The 23,736-nt window shown below is 58.2% G+C and carries 17 protein-coding genes; 1 reads left to right on the top strand and 16 read right to left on the bottom strand.

Annotation, left to right across the window (positions count from 1 at the left end; genetic code table 11):
* Positions 1-78 precede the first annotated feature (78 nt).
* From AB7813_RS21600 to AB7813_RS21590, 3 genes are read right to left on the bottom strand one after another with little or no spacing between them, the layout of a single operon-like run.
* On the bottom strand, positions 79-699 hold the full coding sequence (locus tag AB7813_RS21600) for a hypothetical protein (protein ID WP_439065573.1): 621 nt from the start codon (positions 697-699) through the stop codon (positions 79-81).
* A complete protein-coding gene (locus AB7813_RS21595) occupies positions 696-1,718 on the bottom strand; it encodes a TAXI family TRAP transporter solute-binding subunit (protein ID WP_089266912.1) in 1,023 nt (340 codons plus the stop codon). The genes AB7813_RS21600 and AB7813_RS21595 overlap by 4 nt, the downstream gene beginning before the upstream one ends.
* 48 nt (positions 1,719-1,766) lie before the next feature.
* Positions 1,767-3,041 (bottom strand): hypothetical protein, encoded by a 1,275-nt coding sequence (locus AB7813_RS21590; RefSeq protein ID WP_439065571.1) that lies wholly within the window; start codon positions 3,039-3,041, stop codon positions 1,767-1,769.
* A gap of 626 nt (positions 3,042-3,667) precedes the next feature.
* Between AB7813_RS21590 and AB7813_RS21585 the strand changes: the two genes are divergently transcribed.
* A complete protein-coding gene (locus AB7813_RS21585) occupies positions 3,668-4,195 on the top strand; it encodes a DsrE family protein (RefSeq protein WP_089266626.1) in 528 nt (175 codons plus the stop codon).
* A gap of 63 nt (positions 4,196-4,258) precedes the next feature.
* Here AB7813_RS21585 and AB7813_RS21580 read toward each other — a convergent pair whose 3' ends face one another.
* The 13 genes from AB7813_RS21580 to AB7813_RS21520 form a co-directional block, all read right to left on the bottom strand.
* Entirely contained in the window at positions 4,259-7,027 is a 2,769-nt protein-coding gene (locus AB7813_RS21580; RefSeq protein ID WP_441228359.1) for an AMP-binding protein, read from the bottom strand.
* A 73-nt stretch (positions 7,028-7,100) separates the two neighbouring features.
* Positions 7,101-9,266, bottom strand: coding sequence for an oligosaccharide flippase family protein (locus AB7813_RS21575; RefSeq protein ID WP_439065568.1), 2,166 nt, complete (start codon positions 9,264-9,266; stop codon positions 7,101-7,103).
* A gap of 7 nt (positions 9,267-9,273) precedes the next feature.
* Entirely contained in the window at positions 9,274-11,229 is a 1,956-nt protein-coding gene (locus AB7813_RS21570; RefSeq protein WP_439065567.1) for an AAA family ATPase, read from the bottom strand.
* 11 nt (positions 11,230-11,240) lie between these two features.
* Entirely contained in the window at positions 11,241-13,226 is a 1,986-nt protein-coding gene (asnB, locus tag AB7813_RS21565; RefSeq protein ID WP_441228358.1) for an asparagine synthase (glutamine-hydrolyzing), read from the bottom strand.
* A gap of 3 nt (positions 13,227-13,229) precedes the next feature.
* Positions 13,230-14,483 carry an O-antigen ligase family protein gene (locus tag AB7813_RS21560; RefSeq protein WP_441228357.1) on the bottom strand — a complete coding sequence of 418 codons (1,254 nt, stop codon included), beginning with the start codon at positions 14,481-14,483 and terminating at the stop codon, positions 13,230-13,232.
* The gene (locus AB7813_RS21555; RefSeq protein ID WP_441228356.1) at positions 14,480-15,700 is read right to left on the bottom strand and encodes a glycosyltransferase; all 1,221 of its coding nucleotides are present in this window, start codon (positions 15,698-15,700) and stop codon (positions 14,480-14,482) included. Before AB7813_RS21555 ends, AB7813_RS21560 begins: the two co-directional genes overlap by 4 nt.
* A gap of 369 nt (positions 15,701-16,069) precedes the next feature.
* The gene (locus AB7813_RS21550; RefSeq protein ID WP_147421590.1) at positions 16,070-16,861 is read right to left on the bottom strand and encodes a helix-turn-helix transcriptional regulator; all 792 of its coding nucleotides are present in this window, start codon (positions 16,859-16,861) and stop codon (positions 16,070-16,072) included.
* A gap of 191 nt (positions 16,862-17,052) precedes the next feature.
* Complete coding sequence (locus AB7813_RS21545; protein WP_309941003.1) at positions 17,053-18,327, bottom strand: polysaccharide biosynthesis/export family protein; 1,275 nt, start codon at positions 18,325-18,327, stop codon at positions 17,053-17,055.
* Entirely contained in the window at positions 18,305-19,474 is a 1,170-nt protein-coding gene (locus tag AB7813_RS21540) for a hypothetical protein (RefSeq protein ID WP_439065562.1), read from the bottom strand. Before AB7813_RS21540 ends, AB7813_RS21545 begins: the two co-directional genes overlap by 23 nt.
* A gap of 119 nt (positions 19,475-19,593) precedes the next feature.
* Positions 19,594-20,601, bottom strand: a complete 1,008-nt coding sequence (locus tag AB7813_RS21535) for an SDR family NAD(P)-dependent oxidoreductase (RefSeq protein WP_089266613.1) — start codon at positions 20,599-20,601, stop codon at positions 19,594-19,596.
* Between the two features lie 5 nt (positions 20,602-20,606).
* The gene (locus AB7813_RS21530; protein WP_439065944.1) at positions 20,607-21,263 is read right to left on the bottom strand and encodes a sugar transferase; all 657 of its coding nucleotides are present in this window, start codon (positions 21,261-21,263) and stop codon (positions 20,607-20,609) included.
* Between the two features lie 50 nt (positions 21,264-21,313).
* On the bottom strand, positions 21,314-22,450 hold the full coding sequence (locus tag AB7813_RS21525; protein ID WP_089266610.1) for a DegT/DnrJ/EryC1/StrS family aminotransferase: 1,137 nt from the start codon (positions 22,448-22,450) through the stop codon (positions 21,314-21,316).
* 76 nt (positions 22,451-22,526) lie between these two features.
* On the bottom strand, positions 22,527-23,249 hold the full coding sequence (locus AB7813_RS21520; protein WP_089266608.1) for a sugar phosphate nucleotidyltransferase: 723 nt from the start codon (positions 23,247-23,249) through the stop codon (positions 22,527-22,529).
* Between the last annotated feature and the right edge of the window lie 487 nt (positions 23,250-23,736).

Genomic DNA, 23,736 nt, shown 5'->3' with positions numbered 1-23,736 from the left:
ACAGATATGTCGGGCTGGTATCTTCGCAACGGAGGTGAGGGAACTGGTCGCGTTGTCCTGCACTCGTACGCGCGTCGGTCAGGGCGCGGGCCAGTTGCATGCCGTCGCCATCTTGCGTCGGACGGCATTCAAGCCGACCAATTGAAACGTACTTTCATATGGTGGACCTTTCCCAACGTGGACTTTAACGAGAAGCTGGCCACCATCCGGCATTGAGCGGAGCAAGCGAACAACGTCGCCTGGAAAGGCAAGACCTTTCCCCGTTTCTAACGCCCGCCAGCGCTGTTCAACAACTGGCTCTTCGTTGATCCGGTGCGCGACCTTCACCTCGCCATCCGGGACCGGCTTCCAGGATCCCGTTGTGGAAATTATCAACTCCGTGCGATGGGCGCGACAATGGATGGCGAACGCGGAGGCAGCATTTTGCGATGCTGTGCGCGCTGTCATCAGCGCCTCAATCTGCGGCTGATAATCCACCGGAGAGGTGGTCTCGCTGATGATCCAGTTCGGACTTGGAGACGGCGTGGTAGCGTGGGTTTCGGTCATCTCCCCCAACAGCTCATCGACGCACTTCAAGCGCTCCATGCCTTCAAACTGTGAGCAGGTCTTCAGGCGATCTATGGCGCCACCGGTTTGAGCACACACAGTCTGGCTCATAACCAAGAGCACAGCCAGACCGAGAGTACCCGTGTCCTTCATGGGGACCGTCCCGCTGTTACGGCTTGCGGAAGATCAAGCCATTCCTGCGCCGGCTTAAACCGGCCGAGGCTCGGCACGCTGGCCCGCAGATTGACCTCTTTCCATTTCGGATCGAAACCAGGGGACTGCAACCGGTCGAAGCGACCAAACAGGTGATCGACAAGGCGCGCCACGCGCCGGTATCGGTCAGACTGTTGTGGCCAGTTATAGGCCGCAAGAATGGTGGGGACTGCAATCGTCGCTATCCGCTCACCTTTCGGCACCAGACTCGGATAGTCCGCCGCATCGATAGACGATGGAAGATAGTAGTCCTCAAATTTGGCGCCGTATTCGACGGGGAGGAACTTAAATCCGGGATCCCAGCGTCCCTTCAGAAAGGCGTCGACGGGCTTTGACGTCACAAACACAACGGCCGCGATTTCTCCGCGCTTCATTTGCTCCAATGCGACCTGGTGCGGAATGAACATTTTTTCCACGTTTAGTCCCAGCCGACTGAAGATCAGCGGACCGGAATAGGCGGCTGCCGTACCTTGCGTATTGAAATTGACCTTTTTTCCCTTGAGCTCTTCGAGCGACCGGATCTCCGGGCGGACGAATATGTGCAGTTCGGACGGAAAGAGGTTCAGAACGTAAACGATGCGCCGTTCGATAGACGGAACTTGAGCTTTATATTCCTCAAGAGCATCCGTGTTGATGATCGCCGCATCAACGCCTCTAAGATACAGCAGCGAATTGACGTTTTCCGTTGCTCCGCGCGTCACGATCGGGAGGACGTGAAGCTTATCCTCCTCGTTTACGACGCGAGCAATCTCTGCCGCGAGACGAAGCGGAGCCCCTTCAATGAGCCCGCCGGCGAGGCCGACAGTCCATGCATTGATGCGCTCTTTCGCGGCCGTTTCGGTCCTTTTCACCGCCGCCATAGCCTGCGTCTCGCGCGTCGGGAGAGATTGGGCATTGGCAGCCAGTTGCAGCCCGAACGCCGCTAATGCCATAGCAAATGAGAACTTGATGAGCGACATGCGAGTCTCCATTCTCGGAATGACCATCTACGCGTCACGAGCTGGCTGCTATTTCAGCGACTCAATCCTCGCCTTCGCATCCTCAATGCCGCCCGCCTGTGCCTTTTCATACAGTTCGAGTGCCTTTCTGGAATCACCGAGGACCCCACGTGCGCTCCACGATTTCAGCACGCGGGCGTCGTAGGTCTCCGCGAGCATAAAGGCGGCTCGCGCGCTACCATGTCCAAGAGCGTGTTCAAGCAATGGGCGCGCTCCGCTGATGTCAGCTTGCCGGAGCAATGCGTTCGCCCGAACAAGCAGTCTCTGTTCGTCCGCCACAGAATAGGGAGCGACACTCGCCAGCACGGTTGCCTCTGATGCCACGGGGACTTTCGACTCCACACTTGGTACGGCTTCGCGAGCGGTCGACCGTGCTTGCGGTGGCGTTTCCAACACGGACGATCGTTCCGCATATGAAGCGACGGCCTGAGTGGAAGCCCACTGCGGCAAGGCGCTCTTTCCCTCGGTCGTCTTCGCACGGGGCTCCGCCGCGTCTTCGTTCCGGCCAGTAGGGGCGGGTTGGCGCGAAGCGAGAGTCTGAGAAGCACTCACGGCAGCAAGCTGCTGGTTTCGAGCCTCCAGTTGGTTCTTAACAAGAGCAAGCTCCTGTACAAGTGCGTCAGCACGCTCGCGCTCGCTGGCAAGAGCTCGCTTCTGCTCTGCTGCCGTGGTGTTGCTGGCCTCCGTCGCCCGAAGCACCTCAGCGTGTGCCGCCGCGAGACGGCTGGCATGCTCCTCGATCTGCTGACGCGCCGAGGAGAGCTCGCGGGCGACTGCCTCGGTCCGGCTGCGCTCCTTTGCAGATGCGCGCTCTTGTTCGACCTTCGCAGCCTCGACGATCCGCGCAGCCTCCGGCGTCGCGGCACGCGCCGCGTCGAGTTCGGTCCGGAGAGAGATCAATTCACGCTTGAGGGCTTCCGTCCCGTCTTGCTGCTGTTTGAGCTGCTGTTCGAGCGCCTGCTTTTGCTCGATCTCTGCCGCGGTGGCTTTTGCGGCGTCCGAAGCTGCGATCCGCACCGTATCGAGTTCCGCCCGAAGGGAAGCATGGTCATGGGCGGGCGCGTCTGCCTTCCACCGCTCCTGCTGTTCGAGCGCCTGCTCTTGCTCGATCTCTGCCTCGGTGGCTTGCACAGCTTTCGAAATTACGATCCGCGCCGCGTCGAGTTCGGTCCGAAGGAAGGCAAGCTCACGCATAAGGTCGATTGTTTTGTCTCGCTCGTGTTCGAGCGCTTGCGTTTGCCTGATCCCTACCTCGATGGCCTGGGCAGATTCCTTGCCTGCCACCCGCGCCGTCTCGAGTTCCGCCCGGAGGGTCGCAAGTTCACCCGCAAGGGCGTCTGCCCTAGCTCGCTCTTGATCAAGCGCCTGTCTTAGCGTGGTGCTGGTCGCTTCAGCCGTCGACTGGGCCGCATTGAGTTCTGCTCGGGGGGGCGCGACAAGCACAGGTGCAAGGGCTTCAGCCCTGTTCCGCTCCCGTGTTTGAGAAGATTCGGAGGCCTGCGCGCGGAATTGGCTTTCACCGCATAGCCCATCCTCCGCAGCCCCAATGAGGACCCACAGAATGCAAGCTCCTACTGCAGACGAGGCACGCGCAGCGGTTCTGCTTGTTGCGCGGGAGCCCTCAACAGCTTTGGATCGCGGTAGCCAATGCGATGCTACCTCAACTGCCTGTGACCACATCGTGACAACTCAGGTGAGCTTTTATGTGTGTCCATTTTGATGACACAGCCTTCATCGGCCGTTTGTCGATGTAGCAATGGAAGTAGTCACAACGAGGTAGGCGCACCAATCGCGGCAATTAAGTAGATCACGCCTGCATTGTCTGAACCATTCTTGACCCGCCTGTTCGCGCGCGATTACGCTATCGCGCACACTTGAGCCCGCACTCCCAGCACACTCAAGGAAACAACATGAACAGATCACTCGTCGTCTTCGCCAGCATGGCCGCCGTTGGGAGTATCTTGATGCTGAGCACCCAAACCAGCGGCGCTGTAGAAATCAATACGTCTGCCAAGACTTCTGCCAAAATGAACGCCAACGCCAAGGTGACCACTGCCGCCATCCGAATGCAGCCCCATCGGCTCGTTGTACAGGTTGACGTCAATGACCCCGCGACAATCAATCTCGCTCTCAATAATGTCAGCAATGTAGCTCAGCACTACAGCGAGATCGGTCAAAAGGTGGGGATCGAAGTGGTCGTTTTTGGACCCGGACTGCATATGCTGCGAGATGACACTTCTCCCGTCAAAGCGCGCATCAAATCCATGAGCGAAACCATGCCACAGCTGACCTTTTCAGCATGCGGGAACACCCGCGAGAACATGGCAAAAGCTGAGGCGAAAGATATTCCTCTCATCCCGCAGGCCAAGGTCACCAAATCCGGAGTGGTACGGATCATGGAGCTGCAAGAGCGAGGCTGGAGCTACTTGCGACCTTGATCCAAAGGGGCCTTTGCGATCAGCATCGCCTCGTTCCAATCTGTTGGATCTGTTGGTCGAAGATCAGGAACAGGACGACGTGATCGCTCGTTCGATGACCGGTCGGTTGACGGTCAAATGCGGGTCGATCACGAGATCGAGATGGCCGCCAGCAATCGGAATTACCTCCAGTTTTGCAAACAGAGAGTCCCATCCGAGGTGTGCTGGTGACCCTCGCCGGTTGCAAAGGAATAGCGTTCCGGTAATTGGCAAGCGAGATTTGGCACTCGCCACCCAGCGGCCGAATTCCTGCATCCGGAGAATCTCCTCAAGCTCCAACTTGAGCATGAAGCGGGTGCCGGCCAAACGCGTCCAGATCCTCGCATCGAGAATTCGACAGAACTTCACCTCCCAGTGGAGTCGAGCAACACATTTTGCGATAGCGCGACACAGCATTCGGTACATCGTAACCCGGTGTGATCTAACTCGTTGCAGCGTACGTGACAGGGTCTCCCGATAGTCACTCCTGCGGGGGCCGATATTCGTATCCAGAATGCCCAAAAATTTCACCGACCGGCCTTCCGCAATCAGCCGGGCTGCCACTTCAAATGCGACGCCGCCACCCAGCGAATAGCCGATCAGACGTATGTCGCCGCGAGGATGAACGGCGTTAATCTGTTCCAGAGCCAACGTCGCCATGTGGTCGACCGAGCCGCATCCGGTCAGGGCAGACGTCAGATCCGGGTAGCGGATCGGGATCACATGAGCCGTCTTGCTCAGCTGCGCCCCGAACGCCGCCAGACTCGGACCGTAACCTATCGAGCCTGGCAACATCACCAGATGAGGCAGGAATTCCCCGGCGGCTTGTTGCCGCTGCGATCGGCCACCTGCAGCGACGATCTGAATCATATCGGCTGCGCTCATGTCCACCGTGAAAGCTTCCATGTTGAGCTCTTGGCCGACCAGCTCTTCCAGCTCCATCACGCATCGCAGAAGCTTGAGGGAATCGCCACCTGCCTCGTCCCAGCGGCTGGCAACGTCGGTCGTACCTAGGATCCGCGTCCATACCTGCGCCACTATTTTTTCGGCTTGCTTCACTTCACCCGCCCCTGGGGGCTGAGGTGAGGCTGGACCTCTTCGGCTCTCGGTATCCAGCACCTTGAGTTTCGCGACGTCTATCTTTCCGCCGGCGAGCCGCGGAAGCTCTGCGATTTCATGCAATCTGGTGGGATGCAATGCGGTCGGAAGCGTCTGCCTGATGACGTCCCGAACATCAGTCGTGAATGTTGCTTTGGCCTCGACACCTCGCGATGCAAAAATAACCAGCTCGCTTGAATCGGTGACGATGGCGACGGCGTCGCTCACATAGGGAATTCTGCGTACGACGACCTCGAGTTCAGCCGGTTCGACACGCCGTCCATTGATTTTGAGCTGACGCCCCTTTCGTCCCAGCATCTGCATCAATCCGTGCGCATCGACAGTAACAAGGTCGCCTGTCGGGAAGATGCGGCAACGGTCGTCATCTGGATCCGGTAATGCAGGGAGCACCTGACCGTTCTCCCAGTAACCAAGCAGCACATGCATGCTCTTGATGATCAGCTCTCCGACCTCGCCGGTGGGCACAGGCACTCCGTTGTCGTCGACGACGGCAAACGACATTCCGGGAAGCAAATAGCCAACCGGGGGTATGCTGAAATCACTTTCCTTGCAGTCGTCGGGAAGAAACCACTGCGTGCCGGTGGTTTCGGTCGACGAATAGCTGATCTGAATGAAGCAGGAGGGCTTCACGACCTTTCGGACGAGCGCGACATCCGTCCACAGCACCTTCTCGCCGCCGATACGGACAACCCGGAGCGACTCGAAATCACCGGTTTCGCTCGCGGTAATCACTGCCCGCAGAAGAGCGGGAACGATGTAGGTGATCGTTATCTGCTCCGATCGGATCTGACGCAACACGCCGCGAAGGCCAAGGGCCTCGACATCCGCCATATGCAATCTTGCGCCGGTCAGCAAGGCCGTGAGCATCTCTCTGGTGCCCGCAATGGTCGTAGGGCCGCTCAGAGGCATGAAGACGTCAGTGGCGTCTATGTGGCATGCATCCGCATATTGCTGGACGCGCTGGAGCAAGCTGCGCTGGCTATTCACAACACCCTTTGGCTGTCCGGTACTACCCGAGGTGTAGAGCACAAGGGCAGGTGCATCCACCGAGATCGGCTCAAGCGATGGGGCGTCATCGAAAAGTTCGTTCGCGTGCGTAATATCGATCCAACGCAGGCCGTCTTCGTCGATCCATTTGGTTGAGCTACTGTCCCCCTGGCCGATCAGTACAGAAATCTGTGCATTTGCAACGATGTGGGCAAGTCGCTGGTCCGGATCGCGCGGATTGAGCGGCACCAGGGGGCGCCCTGCGGCCATACATGCAAGCATGGCGATCGGATGCCAGATCGAGTGGCGCAACAACAGGCCGACGGCCCGCCCCTCGGGAGCCACCGCTGCAATCGCCTGGGCCAGCGTCAAAACTCTGATCAGAAAATCCGAATATGTGATTTGGCGGGTGTCATCGCTGATGGCTACGTTGTTCGGAAATCTCTTTGCCACCGCATCCAGATGCGTGATCGCGGGCACGCCGGCAAATTCGACGCCCATACGATTGAACGGGCGATCGACAGGCCCGCCCAGGTCGAGGGGCAATTCGGGAGGTTTCATCCAGAGGGCTTGTGCAGGCTCGCTTGAATCTCCGGAAAGTGCGCGCCCGCCAGCGAACGTTTTCGCGCGTTTCGCCAAGGATCCATCGGGAAATCTCTGAAGTTGCATGACGGTACTCACCGTTGCGGGATGGAGATCGTAGGCCACACGTCGGCTATTGACGTCCTTCGAGTGAATGATAGGGCTGCACCAATTTTCCGGCCTCTATCCAATTACCGCGCTATTCAGCGGCGGCGGGCCGACGAAACTCTACAAAGGCAAAGAGCAGGCCGGCCGTCATGTTCACGCGTTTGTAGATGTAGATCGCCATTGCCATGTTCCAGGCTACATTCGTCACGGCCGTCGCAACGGCGGCACCCATCACGCCAAAGAAAGCAATGCCGATCGCACAAGCGACGACGTTCATGACGGCTCCGATCGCCGTGATTGCGGCTGCTGCCCGCTCGTGCCCTGTCATGGTCAGAAGATTTTGCTGGGGACCAGTGGCAGCGGCAAAGATCTGTCCAACGACGAGAATTTGGGCGACCGGAGCTGTCGCAACGAATTCCTCGCCAAAGAAGCGGAGTAACGGTACCGTCAGCAACAAAAGTGGAAGTGCCAGCACGACTGTCCCCGCCAGCGACAGAACAGTCGCTCGGGCAAACAGACTCTGAAGCGCTGCCTCATTCCGATGCGCGTGAAGCTTCGAGACGTTTGGTGAAAAGAAAGTCCCTACTGCCATCCGGGGGAGAACAAGAAAAAGAGCTAAATTCAACCCCAGTGCAAAGATGCCGGCCTCGTGGGCATCGCCGGTCCAGCCGAGGATAATCACGCCGGCGCGGCTCATGAGAACCTCAACTCCAATCAGGATCATGACAGGACAGGCGAGATGCCACCAGTCGCGAGGTGCATAAGCCGGCACCGCCGAGCGTAGTTGTGGCGGCCAAAGCTTCCGCATGCTCAGTCCGACGATGGCCGCTGTGACGGCAGAGCTTGCCATCAAAGCGATCAAAACCGTTGTCGCATCGATTGGCGTGACGTTGAGTGCCACGGCAAGCAGAAGCAGCGCGACCATAAGGCCATCCCGAACGAAGCGTTCGGGCGCAATTGCCGAAATGACGCCACCCAGCGCGCGTACCGTAGCGGAACCGAGAACGTAAAGCGCGACCAATGGGACGGTCGCCATGCCAACCGCCAGACTGATAGTCAGCTCCCGATGAAGCGTCTCCGACAGGAATAGTGCGGTGGCGACTCCGCAGATCGCAATCAACATCCCAACCAACAATGATCGTCCGAATGCAAATTGAATGACCCCGCGCGCCAATGGCCACTTTCCGGTCGCGCTATAGGCCGGCACATATCGTAGCAGAACCGTGTTGAACCCGAGTCCCGCGATGTAAGAGAGAAGGGTCGTCCAGGCCAAGACGTATGAATAGATACCGTAACTCGTCGCTCCTATCGTACGGGCAATGACAAGTTGAGCCACGCACGTCAGCCCGGCGCCGCCAACATAGATAACGAACGCCCACAGACTTGCGCTGGCCATGCGCCGAGCGAGCTCGGGTTGAGCCGGAGCTGTGAAAGCTCCGATTGTCTCGGGCGTCGGCAGGGGTGGCGTGAACTTCTCGGCATAAGGTTCAAAACTTTCCTCCCCTGGGTCGGGTGACGAGCTGACCGCTCCGTTGGGCCTGAACTTACTCGAGACCTCTTCTTCGATACGGTCGAGAGCCCTGGACATCAGGCCGGGATCAAGCGAGTTGATGCAGATCACCCGTTGATGCTCGGCCGCGAGTAATGAGCCAACGTAGTCAGTAATCGGCTTTGCCTTGAGAAAGGTCGCTACGTCAGGCTCGAACCATTTCTCCATGTAGGTTTTTTGGTGTACTCGCTCATGGAGGCGCTTTTCCAACAGCTCCTTCGGAGCATCAAACCGGATCAGCAGATCGGATTGTGTCCTCATGCCGATTGCACGAGCGATCGTCTTCTCGTCTGCTCGGCTAAACAGGGCCAAGGTGCAAACGATCTGCACAAAGCCCTGGTCGAACAAGACGATGCGATCTGACTTGTGCGAATCTCTCCACACGCAGGAGAATCGGACGACGTATTGGCTAAGCCTGATCCTCCAAACGGGATTATTGGGTGGCATTAGTCGGAGCAACTCTTTCGCTAGACGCAACCCTCGGGCATTTGCGATAGGACGGCACAAGATTGCGATGGTGGCGAAGATCGCGAGAGTGACGCGCTGCAGCGCTGGAAGAAATCCACCAAAGTTCAGAAGATGATTGGATAGATGCGGCAACGTAAGTACGAGGTCGACCTCATACCCGCGGTCACGCAGGCGTTGAGCGAGTGCCCGACTAAAGGTTGTTTTGCCAGCGCCTGGTGGACCGAAGGTCTCGATAATCATGCTGCCCTCAATCGCTTCTCAACCAATTGCGGGGGTTCAGTTTGGGTGATCCGGAGCGTTTCAGCTCGATTGCGTCTCCGCGCCACGTTCGCCACGTGATTGCTCTCTTCGACCGCCGGCAGAGTGCGCCCCAAGTCCTCTTGACCAGCTGCTGTGCGCGCTCACCGAACTGGTCCTGCTGTAGCGGCTCGACACGAGTTAAGACCGACGAGAATCTCGTGTTCTGGGCAGGGTTGAGATGTTCTGTCCGAACAAGTTGATGCAGCGCAGTCTGCGCCGCCTCACGATCGGTGCTTCCAGAGTGAATGGCGAGCAAAACGTGGTCAGCCCAACTCGCCAGAAGTCTTGCTTCCGGGGCTTCCAGCAGCGAAGGTCCGTCGATGATCACGAAATCATAGGTGTCGCTCAGCTGTCGGAGCAACGAAGGAATCTTGGGGTCGGCGAGAATCCGAAGCCGATGTCCCCCAAACGATGTGGCGGGCAGGTAGTCAATTCCGGACTCATGGATATGTTCGATCGCGTCTGCAAGTGGACGGCCATACGCCAGTACACTGAGTAAGTTGGCGCTCTCGCCACTCGGTCGACGAGTGAATTGGCCAAAGTCAAGGAGTAGAGTGCGCCACCCGAGCCGGGCAGCGTAAAGACCAAGGCTCCATGCAAGTGTGGTCTTGCCTTCCCCACCGATGCTGGAGCTGACGAGGACAACACGCTGCGATCGTGGGGTTGCCGGGTCGGAGGCCAGTATGGATACCAGAATGGAGCGGATTGCTCTGGCATAGTGGCTCGCAGGCTCCTCCAAAACATAATGCGGCTGCTTGCCTGGCTCCAGTGGAATCGAAGGTATCAGTCCGGCGCATGGAATACGCAGAGCTTCAGCGGCGTCGGCTTCCGTGTGCAGGGTCCGATCGAAGTGATTCAATACGACTGCGAGAACACAAGCCAGCAGAGCGAAGATAATTGCCGCAGGAGGAATCATAAGTAGCGGGTGTAATGAGGTCGGTCGTTCTGGCGGTGTGGCCGTGGCGAGAATACTGACGTCTGATTGCGCGGTCAGACCTTTTGCGGTGAGCTCCTGCCGCCGCCGCAGAAGCGTTTCAAACTGTTGCGCCAGCGTGGTGACCTGCCACTCCAGCGCGGCGTCCCGTGAGGGAGAGGGCAGGCCAAGACGGGAGGCTTTTAGTTCCTCCTCCGCCTTTGCAAGGTCACGCTGAACTTTGGATGATTGTGTCGCAAGGGAGCTCAAAGCATACTCCACATCGCTTTGCTTCTGACGCGCGACCTCGTCGACATACGATTGTGCCACCGTATTGGCGATTTCCGCCGCTCGTTGCGGATTGGCGGCCATAGAAGTAACGGCGATGATTCTGGAGCGCCGCTCCTGACCAACCTTCAAGCTGCGCTTTAGAGCAGCGAGAGCCGACCCGTCATCGGGCTCGTGGTTCTTGCCAAGTAGCAGCTCCTTGGTTGCTGACCATGTACGACCAAAGAGCGTGCGCAAGCTTTGCATCCACGTTCGTGACCCCGTTTCAGCACCGTGCCTCGCATCTTCGAGAGCGCGGAGCGTTGGAAGGAGTCTCCGCAGATAGGCGTCGGAAAGCAGCACCGTGACATGTGTGTCGATGGTGGATTCCTCGGCGGCCGGTGTAGGTGCTGCGGATGCGCCACCGGCATTCAAGGCATCGACTGCGCCGGACTGTCGGACGTCAACAGCAAGTTGTGCCGTCGCCAGATAAGAAGGAGACATAAGAAGGCCGGCTACTCCAGCTAGCAAGGCGCCGACGACAATCATCCTGACGACAAGCCGCCTGTACTTCCGCACGCTATCCAGCACGCGATTCAAAGACTGGAGACCGTCATTTGAAGCCAGGGATTGTTCCGTCAGGCGCCGCCCAAGTTCGTCCTCTGCCATATCCGGCGAAAGAGCCTGCAGGGATCGAATACGTCTTCCTACTAACGCTTCCATAGCTCGCTCCTCTACTGTGCGGGCTCGAGGGTATCTGTCGATCGGCACGTACTCTGTTCAACCATCATTCCTAGCCATGATTGCAACATCAGGACGGCCCATAGCATTCGCGAGTGATCGCGATTGCCACTCAGATGATCCTGCCAGCAGCTCTGGACCCGTTGTACGTCCAGCAAATTCTGGCGGTTAAGGCGTGATTCGGAGAGCAGGTCTGCAGCCCATGAGCGCAGGGGGCCTTTCAACCAGGCGCCGACAGGCACGTCGAAGCCCTGCTTGGGTCGATCTATCAAGTGGCGCGGCAAGTAACGGCTGAGAACCTGCCGCAAGATCCACTTGCCCTGTCCGTCGCGCACCTTGGCCGTGTTCGGCAGCCGCCAGGAGAATTCCACGACGCGATGGTCGAGAATTGGACAGCGCGCTTCCAGGCCTGTCGCCATGCTGGCGCGATCGAGCTTCACCAGAATGTCGCCGGGGAGATAACCGATCATGTCCCGCACAATGAAGTCGGATAGAAGATCGTTCAGCGGCGGCACCTTAGCCGAATCGGTTACCTGCTCCGGGGTCAATTGCAGCTCGGAAAGCCGCATAACTTTCCGGTACATGTCGTCGGCGTCATTGCCTGCAAACAGTTGTGCAAGGCGGTTGACCCGGTCACTTCCGATCATCCGTCGTAGGCGGCCAGGAAGAGGCAACGCGTCAGCGATGTCTTCCCGCAAACCGCGGGCGAGCAATGACACACCCATTGCCGCCGTTCGCCGAAGTGCTCGATTGGAGTTAAGGAGGGGAGCTAGACGGGCGGTCAAAAGATGCCTGGAATATCCAGCAAAACATTCGTCTCCGCCGTCACCGGAGAGGACAACAGTTACATCCCGGCGGGCGAGGCGAGATAGCAGCAGGGTCGGAATCTGCGATTCGTCGGCGAACGGCTCATCCCAAATACGGGGCAGTTCGGGAATGACATCCATGGCCTCCGAGGGAGTGAGACGTAGCTCCGTGTGGTCCGTGCCGAGGTGACGAGCCACGGCCGCGGCACTGGCCGCTTCGTCGAAGGCGGGCTCGCCGAAACCGATAGTGAACGTGCGGACGGGCCGGGTGGATTGGGATTGCATCAGGGCGACGACAGTTGAACTGTCGATGCCGCCGGACAGGAACAGCCCGATTGGCACGTCGGCAACCATGCGCTCACCGACAGCCTCGCGAAGTAGGCCATCAAGATGCGACACGAGCTCGCCATCGTCAGCGGAAACGGGGTTTCTTCGGCCGTGCTTTGCGATGTCGGTCAGCGACCACCAAATGCGCGCCTTTGCCCGAAGCGCTGCAGCATCCCGAGATGCCCGAAGTTCATCGGCGCCGAAAGATAGAATGTTGCCGGGCGGAAGTTTGAAGACATCTTTCCATATACAATGTTCATCCGGTAGCCAGCCGCGGGCGAGAAACTCAGCGACCCCGCGCGGATTGACCTCCGCAACGAAATCGGGGAACGCGTCGATCGCCTTCAACTCTGAAGCAAAGACAACGGCATTTCTCGTTCTGGCGACGTATAGGGGCTTCTTTCCCATTCGATCGCGGGCCAGATGGAGCGTACGGGTCTGCCGATCCCAGAGGCCGATTGCGAACATGCCGTTGCAGCGCGCCAGGGCAGCCTCGAATCCCCATCTCTCGATCATCGCGAGCAAGACCTCGGTATCGCTGCTGCCGATGAAGTTCTGGCCGAGGCGTTGAAGCTCCTGTCGCAACGACGGATGATTGTAGATCTCACCATTGAATGTGACGACGAATCGGCCGCTCTCGGAAAGCATCGGTTGTCGCCCCGCGTCGGTGAGGTCAACGATGGAGAGCCGACGATGCCCGAATGCAATCCCGGCGTCACGATCGCACCACGAACCGTGGGCATCGGGTCCGCGATGGTGCAAACGATTCGTCATTCGGCCGATCGCATCCAGATCGGCGGATCGGGAAGCTTGTGGCATCTGAAGAATTCCGGCGATTCCACACATGATCTAGCTTCCGATACGCGTGTGCGGCGACGGCGGGCGCGCCGATCCGAGGATCAGGCTGAGAGCAAACGCGAACCACACGATGGGATGACGCAAGATGAAATGGCTGATGCTGAAAACGGCCAGCGCAGCGAACAATGCTGCCAGGGCATCGAGCTTCGCGCGGAACATAAGCATGAACGTGCCTGCGAAGAGGCCGCAAACGGCAATCACAGCGAGCAGGCCACCTTGCGTAAATATATCCAGCAGTGTGCTATGGGCTTCGAAAGGAGTTGGAAGCGCCTTGTTATTGGCGACGTTCGGCTTCTCGAGATGCGGGCCTGGCCCCAGCCCGAGCGATCCGGTTTCCAGCCCTCGACGGAGTGCATCTTCCCAGAGTTGCAGTCGCAGGGACGCGGTGCGCTTCGTTGCCTCGCCGCCACGGTCCTTGGCCAGACTGATTGCCAGACCTTCAAACTCATCGGCGGTCGCAACGGCATACGGTGCTAATGCGAGCGCCAGCGGGACGGCGGCGGCGATGACCAGAACCGCGACCACCGACCGGAAATTTAGTCTGTGCTGTGGCGAGGTCAGCCAACTGCGCAAACGCAGCAAAGAAAAGATCGCGGTGGCAATCACCATCGCAACAAGAAATGTATCGCTTTTGGTCAGGCGCCCGACGGCGAAGGTTAGCAGGCAACTGAATGATGCCGCGATGCGGCCAAACCCTTTGGCCGATAGGGCAAGGCTGAGAGACAGCGGCGTCAAAACGGCGCAATAGAGAGCGATCTGATTGGGATTCTCCGCCCAGCCTCGAAATCGATCCCAATACCATGGATCGACCGACGGCAGGCTGATGATGGACCAGCCCGCAGCGATCTGAAGGACCAGTGCGATGTTCCAGAAAGCGAGCAGGAACCATTGGGTTTGACGTAGGGCAGCGTCGGCTTCCATCGTTGCGACGATGAGGCAGGTCAAAGCTGCCACCAACAGATACGCGAAGGTGTCGTGCAACATCGTAGGAAGGTCCAGCTCCTGGCTCAGATAGGCCACGCATGTCCCTATGCTAAGGGCGAGTGCAAGACAGGCCCAAAACGCACCGATTCGGAGCAAAGCTGTCGCGTTGTAAATCTGGCCGGTAACGATGACTCGCAATGAGACGAAGGCTAGCCACAGGACAAGACAGACCTCGCCAACACCCAGCGGAATTCCGGGAAGGCGCAGCTGTGAAGCTGTCGTAAGCACGATGCCAAAAGAAAGAAGCGCATTGGCGATCATGATGATTTCCCGCTGTGCTGGCTAACCCTTCGATCTTCATGGGCGTCGCGAGACAAAGCAGCCGGATCTTCGCTTCGCCTCCCGGTGAAAATCAGCTTCCTGTAAAGATCGGCGTAGCGGTCAGCCACGACGTTCAGGTCGAACTCACGGCGCACGAGCGCGATCGAGCGCTGTCCCATGCTCTTTGCGCGGGCAGGATCCTGGAGAAGATCGAGAATGGCTGCGGCGAGCGCACGCGGGTCCCGGGGCGGCACCAAATGGCCATTGCAGTTCTCCACCACAACATCGCCGCAGCCTGGCATACGCGTGGCGACAATAGGCACACCCGCCAATCCTGCTTCCAGCAGAACACGGGGGATTCCTTCCCGATACTCCGTCGGGAAGGCAAAGACATTCGCGATTCCGAGAAGCGCAGGAACGTCGGATCGCGCACCGAGAGCGATTACGTGTGGTGCGTATCGATCAATCAAAGCCTGATCCACGGCAAAAGGACCTTCGCTCTCCCTTGGACCGACAAGCAAGAAACGAACGCGGGGCCGCGCTTCGCGGACAATCGCCGCCGCATCCAGAAGCGTGGGTATGCCCTTTTGTACGGTCAGTCGGCTCACAGTCATGACGACTTCGTCGTCACCGAGTCCGAGTTCTGTACGAAGTTGTGCGGTGGACGGCGCCTGAGCCCGCGCTGTGTCGAAAGCATCGACATCGATTCCCGAACTTCCGATCAGTACAGCGGGGCTGCTGCCAAGCAGACGATAGCGGCGGAAAAAGTCGCCATCCTCCTTGTTTTGAAATACCGTTGCCGAGGTCCAGCAGGCGGCCAACCGCTGCAGCGCTAGGTAAGCTGGCCTGAATGCAAGAGCTTTCAGCTGTGCCGAGGAGAATACCCAACCCATTCCGTTGATGGTGCGCACAATGGGGACTGCGCCTCTCACCGCAAGAGGAGCAAGCAGATTTGGTTTGGTATCGAACGTTTGAACAACGTCCGGTCGAATGCCACGCACAAGCTGTGAGAGCTGGCCGACAGCTAGGCGGTCAGCAACCCGTGCACCGAATCTATTGAAGTCATAGCGATGATACTCGATGCCGCTATTTGAGAACGGGAGTGCGGCGCCAGTACCGGCAGCGCTCACCCGAAAGCCACGACTGCGCAAAGCTGCCAGAAATGGGATCCGTAGGGCATGATCCTCGCCTCCCACACAAAGCACATGCAACGTCATGCTAATCCTTTCGGTCGCAATCGGAATGCAGCCCAGTCGATCCGGAGAATCGGCTACAGATGAATTTCGATGTCCTCGCGTATGAGCGGACGATGTGAGCTTACGAGGCGATCACAAAGTGTCTTCATTCGTTCGAATGACGGCCGCGTCGGAAGTATTCGGCGATCCTGAAGAATTGAGACATCGACACCAAGAGGATTACTCCGAAGCGCGTTTGGCATCATGCACGCAAGCTGAAGCGTCGTGTCGTCAGATCCAGAATCAGTTCAAACGTCGGAGCAAAGCAGGCCTGTCGGCGACCCGTTTCACTTGCCGCTGTGTTTGTGCCCGGATGAACAAGGAGGCTCGCCTGGGTGCCTATCGTCAGACTCAATTACCGGGAGAAGGCAGGACGGCGACACGCCCGAGTAATGCAACCAGCTCCGCCTGCCGCCGTGTCTGTGTCTTGACGAACAGGGAGGCCAGATGTGAGCGGATCGTCGTCCGGCTCAGCCGTCGGGCGCGAGCAATATCAAGCAAATTATGGCCGCGCGCCAATTCGACTGCAAGCTGGGTTTCCGCGGCTGTGAAGCCGAACAAACACCGGAGCGCTTGGGGCGTCGGCTCCGGATGAGCGTCGAGATCGAGCAGAATGATGGTGCTGGTTTCATCCGTCCAAACATTGACCATCTGGCTTACAAGGCTGGTGACGCCCTCCTTGAAGGAAGTCGCGAGCCATGATGTCGAGCCAACGGGAATTTGGGCTCCCGCGCGGTTCACCAGCTGCTTGACGGCGCTGTAGAGCGTTTCAGGGCTGGTGGTGAGGTTGCATTCGCGTTCCAATATCGCACGTCCGATTGCACTCACGTCAAGCACACAGCCACGCTTGAGCAGAACTTGCCCGCAGCCAATACGCGCCAAAACCGCGTGTAGGACGTCACGTTGCTCGCCAAGGTCGGGCTTCTTGCCTGGGTCAGCGTCTGGCCGGATAGCGGGAGCACGATTCGAAATGTTGAAGATGGATTCCCTGCAGGGATGAAGCGATGCAATTGCGCCGGGCAATGTGGCACTCTGGTTCAAATTCAACATGTCGTCATTCCCTTCGCCTACTACTTCAATCGAATGACAAGGATTGATCGGAGGGAAAGCATTCCAATTTCGATGAGCCATGTAAATGTTCAAGTTGGGGTAATCCGACTGCACATTTGGCTGAGGCAGTCTACTATTCGTGGGGCCTCTAGCGGTCTGAATGACATGGAGGAAATGTCGGCTGGAAAAGCGATGCGCGCCTCAGCGCGCAGTTTTGTGCAGGCGTCCGGCCAGAGGTCGTAAGCGCGGTATCCTTTGTGGGTACCCCCGCTTGTGCCAATGGCTCAGTTAGATGCGCTGGCTACTCCCGAAGGGCGCAGCGCAACTTCGACCACATCTCCCGGCTCTACATCGAAATCAACTGATGCGACGATCCTGTTCCACTGCTGGCCGACCTTTCGTGCGATCGTTACCTCTGCTCGGAGATCGCTGGTTCCGACAGGTAGTGCTCCCGCACCGCCGACAGGCTGCAATTTTTGACTCAACGCCTGCAATTTAACCCGCAAGTCCGCCATGCGAACGGTTGAATCCTTCAACTCGCGCAACAGATTGATGGTTCGCAGATTGGCGACCCGCTCGATCTGGCGCACGAAGTCGTCGCGCTGACGTTGCAGCCGCATGACTTCGACCATCGTCTGAAGACGCCTTGTCGACGACAACAGAAGAGCGCGTCGGCTTTCCGTAACACGGGGGCTTGGCAATGATCCTGCGCCAAACAACTTGGCTACCCGATCCAGCTCATCCTCATCGGCCTGAACACCCTTTTCCTCACCGTCCTGCTGCTTCCTGAGGGTTACGAGCTGAGCCTCCGATTGTTTGACTGCATCCTCTAGAAAGCTTCGTTCCTTACGATAGTCGATTTGCGCGGTCTTTAGCGACGCCGACTCGGATTGCATGATCGACTCGATGACGGAGACCGGCAAAGATACTTCGCTGGGTATCTTCTGATCGAAGCTGTCATTGCCCTGGAGTTCCGCATTGGTGCGGATCACGTGGATATACTCTTTGATGTACTCGGTCGACAAAGATTGGTAATCGCGCAACAGATCCGCCGGATCGATAGCACCGACCTGACCGCGAGAACGCAACAGGCTAAAGCCACCGGCGACTGCAACGGCTTGGCGTACAGTCATGGACGCGCGATACACCAGCTGTCCGGGCGTGAGAACGTCGCCTGTGACGTAGATCGGTCGATATTCCACGACGCTCGTGATCACGTCCCCAGGCTTGATGACGAGCGCCTGCTCGCGCCCATCCGGTGAGCGCTGACGCAGAATCCTGGACTGCAGCAGCGTCTCCATGCGGGTCTGAAGTTCCGACGGGGTCAGACCTGCAACCGGCACCGTACCGACCCCGGGAAGAGCAATGGTGCCGTCAATCTGGATCTGAGCTCTATTGCGCTGTTCAGGCGCTCCACCGACCGACACCTCGACAGTATCGCCCGGCGCGAGGCTGTATTGAGCTCCGAGGCAAGCGTCGCTGCCCGCCAAGACAACGATTCCTGCCCAGAAGCCGATGGAGACATAGCCGAAAGTCTTACTGCGCCTGTTGCCCTTCATGACGATCTCCTTGCGCTAAGTCGTTTCCGCTGTCTCGATCAGCCCAGTCGATGCGGGAAACAAAATCAAATACCGGCCCGCCTCGTTGCCCCCAGTTGCTCGACCAGATGACTTGCGATCCATCAGGAGAAGGTGAGCCATGCGTTTCGCTCCAATAGTCATACGGAGCATTGCGCGTATGCGCGATACGTCGAAATTCGCCACTGCCATCGATTTTAAGTGCGATAACTTCCTGAGCGAACGGTGCCACTTTCTTGCCGCCGGCGGGAGCGAGCGCGGCGCCGGCATAACTCATGAAGACCCAGCCGGGACGGCGTATCGCTCGCATCGATGCATGCTGAGCTTCTCCATAGGGAGCGAGCGCCGTGACCTGTCCGTCTTGGAGTCTCCGTTTGATGACCTGATACTTGTCGGGCGCCGACTTACTGATGCCGACATAAACTTCATCACCGCCGGCATCGACGGTCATGTCGCCGTGGCCGGGCCGGTGATGCTCTGTCCAGCTCTGCAGGAGATCACCCTCAATGCTGAAGACAAATGCTTGATCTGTGAAGTCAATGAGAGACTGCTGGCAGAATATGTACTTGCCCAGCGGCGAGATTCCGCAATAGCTGTTTTTGCCGGGAATTCGCGCCAGCTCAATATCAGGAAATTTCCGGCGATCCGAAAGATCCATCGCAAATGCGACAAGCGTGCCCTGCTGGCCGATGGCGCGCACCACGATACGGTTGCCGTCCCATGAGGGATTGCCTTTGTACGGGCCGAATTGAAGCTCCCGATATACTTCCGTCTCAAGAATTACATCTTCGGCGTTGCTTCGCGGCGACCATCGCGAAATGCGGCGCCCGGCGACACAAATCATGAGCTCTGGATCTTGCGGATGCCATTCGCATTCACCCCCGCGCTGTCGCCGGAACAGTGGAGCATAGGTGTGCCCATCAAGAAAGCACAGTCCATTGCATCCGTTGACAATCAAAAGCAGGCTCTGGTCGGCGTTCCACGCCTGCGCACTCGAATAGCGATGGGTGCAATAGGAACGCTTGCAAACCATGCCGTTTCCCATCGGACTTTCAGGCGTGGTCACACGAACCAAGGTCGTACCTAGGGACGCATCGACGACTGGCGCGAGATAGCCAGGCAAATCCATGGCCGGCGCCGGGAGGAATTGGGCGTTTCCGAGCGATTCCGTTGAGGCGGGTCTTGAGGAAGCGAGCAAGACAAGGGCGCCACAGCACAGGAGAGCTCGGGCATAACTTAGCCGGGCCATCATGTGATGAAATCCCTTTGCCGCCGGACTTGCTTTCCCGATAGGCGATGACGCCACCAGTCAACTGTCCGCTCCAACCCTTCCCGCAGCGTGACCTGCGGTGACCATCCCGTTGCATGGACGAAGCGGGTGCAATCAGCGAGCAACGCGCGCACTTCCGAATTTGTCGGTCGCAGACGCTTCTCATCCTGAAGCACAGGCTTTTCGCTGGAAGTAAGATCGACGATGACATCAATCAGGTCGCGGATCATGATCGCCCGCTGACTACCTGCGTTATATGGCTGGCCGTATTCGATGCCCTCGGCCAGTCCGGCAGCCATGAACGCGGCCGCGGTATCTGCAACGAATGTAAGGTCACGTACGGTTGTTGCATCTCCGATCATGATCGCGGGGCAGGAAGGATCTAGCGCTTGCCGTATGATGGCAGCGATGATCGCCCTTTCGCTCTGTCGTGGCCCAAACGTATTGAATGGCCTGAGGATGACGACTGGTACGCCGAACGATTTCGCAAAAGCCCCTGCCATCATGTCCGCGGCTATTTTGGAAGCGGAATACGGCGATTGTCCCTGCAGCGGATGAGTTTCATCGATCGGCATTGTTATGGCTGTGCCGTAGACCTCGCTGGTCGACGTGTGAATGACCCGCTCGGTGCCGCACTGCCGCGCGGCCTCGAGCACATTCAAGGTGCCGAGCACGTTTGTTTCGACATAGGATTGCGCAGCGACGTAGGAATAGGGGATCGCGATCAGTGCCGCGAGATGAAAGACGATTTCGTGGCCGGGTACGAGACGACCGACGAAAGCCGCATCGCGGATGTCGCCGCGAACCAGGTTGACTTTCTTTCGGGTCGAATCCGGAAGGTCATCCAGCCAACCATGGCTATCGAAGGAATTGTACTGGGCAAGAGCGGTAACGTTGGCCCCTGCCGAAACAAGCGCTTCGGTCAGGTGCGAGCCAATGAAACCGTCGGCTCCCGTGACGAGAATTCTGGCACCAAGGTAATTCATGGCCGTCAATGTCCGGTTTGTTGCTTAGATTCTTTCGATTGATTCTTCCGCGTGTATTCGGTCCACGATCCCACCGCGATTGCCCAGGCCGCACGAACAATCCAGCCGAGATCAGAAGCCAGTGTTCGGCGCGGGAAATAAGCGAGATCGATTTTCGCTTTGGTCGGGAACAGAACTTGTCGATAGAAATCCACAGCCGCAACGTCAGCGGGATAGAGCTTGCTTTCATGTCGAAACATGACCTGGCACGGACCAACAAGACCGGGCTTGTGGTCGAGAAGCTTCTCGAACCCACCGTGAAAGCAGTCGAAGAATGCAAGCGATTCAGGCCGCGGTCCCACGAGCGCCATGTCGCCACGCAAAACGTTCCAGAGTTGCGGTAACTCGTCCAGCTTGCTCGCGGCAAGGATGCGGCCAATCCTAGTCAGGCGGCCGTCTCCCTCCATTGTGAGCGGACATCCATACCGGTCGCAATCCGGCCTGAACTTGCGAAATTTGTACATACGGAATGGTCGTCCATTTTGCCCGAGACGAAGTTGCGAGAACAAAATCGGCCTTCCGCCTTCGATCCAGATAGCAAGTGCTACGATCAGGAAGAGAGGAGCGAGAGAGGCTGTCGCAGCACCGGCAAACAGAATATCAAGGGCGCGCCGCAAGCCCACCTGCGTAACAGGAGTTGACGCCAGGAGCTGGTTCGCTGCCCCGCGCATGGCTACGCGATTGCCCCTAATGGAAACTCCGTGCCAAGTGCGGCGGCAAGAGAATTCACTACCTGTTCCACGTCGGCCGGGTTCATCCGGGGGTGCAGCGGCAGCGTGAGCTCCCGTTGGGCAAACTCCTCGGTGCGCGGCAAGAATGTATCGGGATAGAGTTCTCTGTAGAATGTCAGGTGGTGGACGGCGGGATAGTGAATCGTAGTCTGTATGCCGCGCTTGCGTAGCCGATCGATCACAGGCTGCCGATCGGTTGCCGTCGGCAGGACGACCGGCATCAGATGGTGCGCCGATGGCCAAGGATTCGCGAATGGTATCATCACCGCTGGGCAATGCTCCGCCATCAACTGACGATAGCACAGTGACAGGCGTCGCCTGGTGTCATTCCATTCCGGAAGTTTCTTGAGTTGGGCAAGGCCAACGGCAGCGCGCAAATCGTCCATACGATAGTTGAATCCGAGGATCGTAACGTCGTAGTCGGGACGACGACTGGTGAGGCGCTGTCGCGTGCTGCTTGTCATGCCATGGGACCGTGCTCGCTTGATGGTTTCCCTCAAAGCGCGGCTGCGGGCGATAATGGCGCCGCCCTCGGCGGTCGTCATGTTCTTGTTGCCGTAAAAGCTGAATGCTGCCGCCTCGCCATAGGTCCCAACTGCGGGCAGTCCGGGCGCATGAGCTGCATCCTCGATCAGGAGCAGGCCCTTGCGACGAGCGAAAGACTGCCAAGTGTCGCGATGCGCGAGGTAACCGGCGAAATGGACGAGAATAATCGCTTTTGTTCTCGATGTGCATTTGGCTTCAGCATCATCCAGCGACATCAACGGAATCTCGGCCGAATCGATATCGACGAAAACGGGGCGCGCTCCCACATAGAGAACGCTATTGGCCGTGGCGACGAAGGTCAGCGATGGAACGAGAACTTCGTCGCCCGGCCCAATGCCGAGCGCGTGCAGGATGAGGTGGAGGGCTGCCGTGCACGAGCCGACGGCGATTGAATCCTCGGCCTCATGAAGATGAGCAAACGCTTGTTCGAATTCCCGGACCCGGTCTCCCATCGTAACCCAGCCGCTCTCGATGACAGAGGCTAGGGCTGTTTGCTCGTCCGGACCCAGGACTGGCTCTGATACCAATAACATGTGTTCATCTCCAATCCCGGATTCGACGATACGTTTGAGATTGCACGAGCAGCAGCCGTGACATGCAGCGTCTTCGTCAGGCCGCGACGGTTGCCACGAATGCCGGGGGCGACTGCTCGTCCCATGCAATATCCTGAGCCTTGAGGAAGTCGTCCACCCGCCCGATGTCGAGCCACATGCCGTTGTGCTTGAATACGTTCACGGGTATTTCCTCTTCCAGCATCTGGGCCATCAGATCGTCGAAGCCGAATGGAACACCTGACGGAATGCGGTCCAGCACCGAGGGATCCATGCAGTAGATGCCCATACTCACCAGATGCGACAGTTCGGGCTTCTCACGGAATCCGGTGACGCAACCGCCCGTCTCGTCGATCACGCCAAAGTCCATCTTGGTAGGACGTGTGGCGGTGGCGATGGTGAGGGGACCTTGGTGTCGGCGATGACAGCTCACGAACTGACTGAGATTCAGGTCCGTGAGCACGTCGCCGTTGAGGACCAGAAACGGCGTGTCGAGTTGTTCTCGCAAAAGCGACAGCGGGCCCATCGTTCCAAGCGGTTCCACTTCCTGCGTGTAAACGATCTGCATGTTCCACTGATTGCCGTCGCCGCAAACACTGCGAATAAGGTGGCCCAGATATCCAGTCGTGATGAAGACTTCTCTGATGCCATTTCGCCTGAGCCATTTGAGCAGGAGCTCGAGGACGGGCCGCGATCCGATCGGCATAAGCGGTTTCGGCAAGATGGATGTATGCGGACGCAAGCGCATTCCCTTTCCGCCGCATTGAATGACAGCCTTCATATTATCCTCCTGTGTTACTGAAGCGCGCAATCGTTCATCATATCAACGCGACAGCCCGGCCTGGTGCTGATGGCCAAACCGGAATGCCATTGACGAGAAAACTAGACGCTGACTATCCGCGCGTCTTCGTGCGTTTGCATGAGATGTCGGAATGATAGTTGGATTGCACGCGAGCACTGTATTGCAGCGGCAAAGCTGCAGCTCGCAGTGGTGCATGATGGGACGAGACAGACCGAACCGGACTTCGGCTGCATCGCTGGCGCACGATATCGCGAGGCCCGATTGACATCGCTACGCTTGGAATGACGACAACAGCGCAACGAGCCGGCTTTTCAGAAAGCCTGTTAGAAACTGACGCCCGGCATCCCTCACGCGCGCGAGCGACATCGCACTAACCGTTGCCCAAGATCGGTGGAGTGATTTATTGAAGCGCGTCGCAAGAGCACGCGCGATCGTCAGCGCCTCACGTATCCATGTTCGATCGTTC

Source organism: Tardiphaga sp. 20_F10_N6_6 (genome assembly GCF_052076045.1).
GTDB classification, from domain to species: Bacteria; Pseudomonadota; Alphaproteobacteria; order Rhizobiales; family Xanthobacteraceae; genus Tardiphaga; species Tardiphaga robiniae.
Note: the sequence above shows the minus strand (reverse complement) of the source record. Positions and strands in the feature narration are given on the sequence as shown.

Coding starts and splice junctions, on each gene's coding strand:
- asnB (WP_441228358.1), bottom strand. CDS start 13,226: ATGTGTGGAATCGCCGGAATTCTTCAGATGCCACAAGCTTCCCGATCC.
- AB7813_RS21595 (WP_089266912.1), bottom strand. CDS start 1,718: ATGTCGCTCATCAAGTTCTCATTTGCTATGGCATTAGCGGCGTTCGGG.
- AB7813_RS21575 (WP_439065568.1), bottom strand. CDS start 9,266: ATGATTATCGAGACCTTCGGTCCACCAGGCGCTGGCAAAACAACCTTT.
- AB7813_RS21600 (WP_439065573.1), bottom strand. CDS start 699: ATGAAGGACACGGGTACTCTCGGTCTGGCTGTGCTCTTGGTTATGAGC.
- AB7813_RS21525 (WP_089266610.1), bottom strand. CDS start 22,450: ATGTTATTGGTATCAGAGCCAGTCCTGGGTCCGGACGAGCAAACAGCC.
- AB7813_RS21570 (WP_439065567.1), bottom strand. CDS start 11,229: ATGGAAGCGTTAGTAGGAAGACGTATTCGATCCCTGCAGGCTCTTTCG.
- AB7813_RS21540 (WP_439065562.1), bottom strand. CDS start 19,474: ATGGATTTGCCTGGCTATCTCGCGCCAGTCGTCGATGCGTCCCTAGGT.
- AB7813_RS21555 (WP_441228356.1), bottom strand. CDS start 15,700: ATGACGTTGCATGTGCTTTGTGTGGGAGGCGAGGATCATGCCCTACGG.
- AB7813_RS21560 (WP_441228357.1), bottom strand. CDS start 14,483: ATGATCGCCAATGCGCTTCTTTCTTTTGGCATCGTGCTTACGACAGCT.
- AB7813_RS21520 (WP_089266608.1), bottom strand. CDS start 23,249: ATGAAGGCTGTCATTCAATGCGGCGGAAAGGGAATGCGCTTGCGTCCG.
- AB7813_RS21545 (WP_309941003.1), bottom strand. CDS start 18,327: ATGAAGGGCAACAGGCGCAGTAAGACTTTCGGCTATGTCTCCATCGGC.
- AB7813_RS21535 (WP_089266613.1), bottom strand. CDS start 20,601: ATGAATTACCTTGGTGCCAGAATTCTCGTCACGGGAGCCGACGGTTTC.
- AB7813_RS21585 (WP_089266626.1), top strand. CDS start 3,668: ATGAACAGATCACTCGTCGTCTTCGCCAGCATGGCCGCCGTTGGGAGT.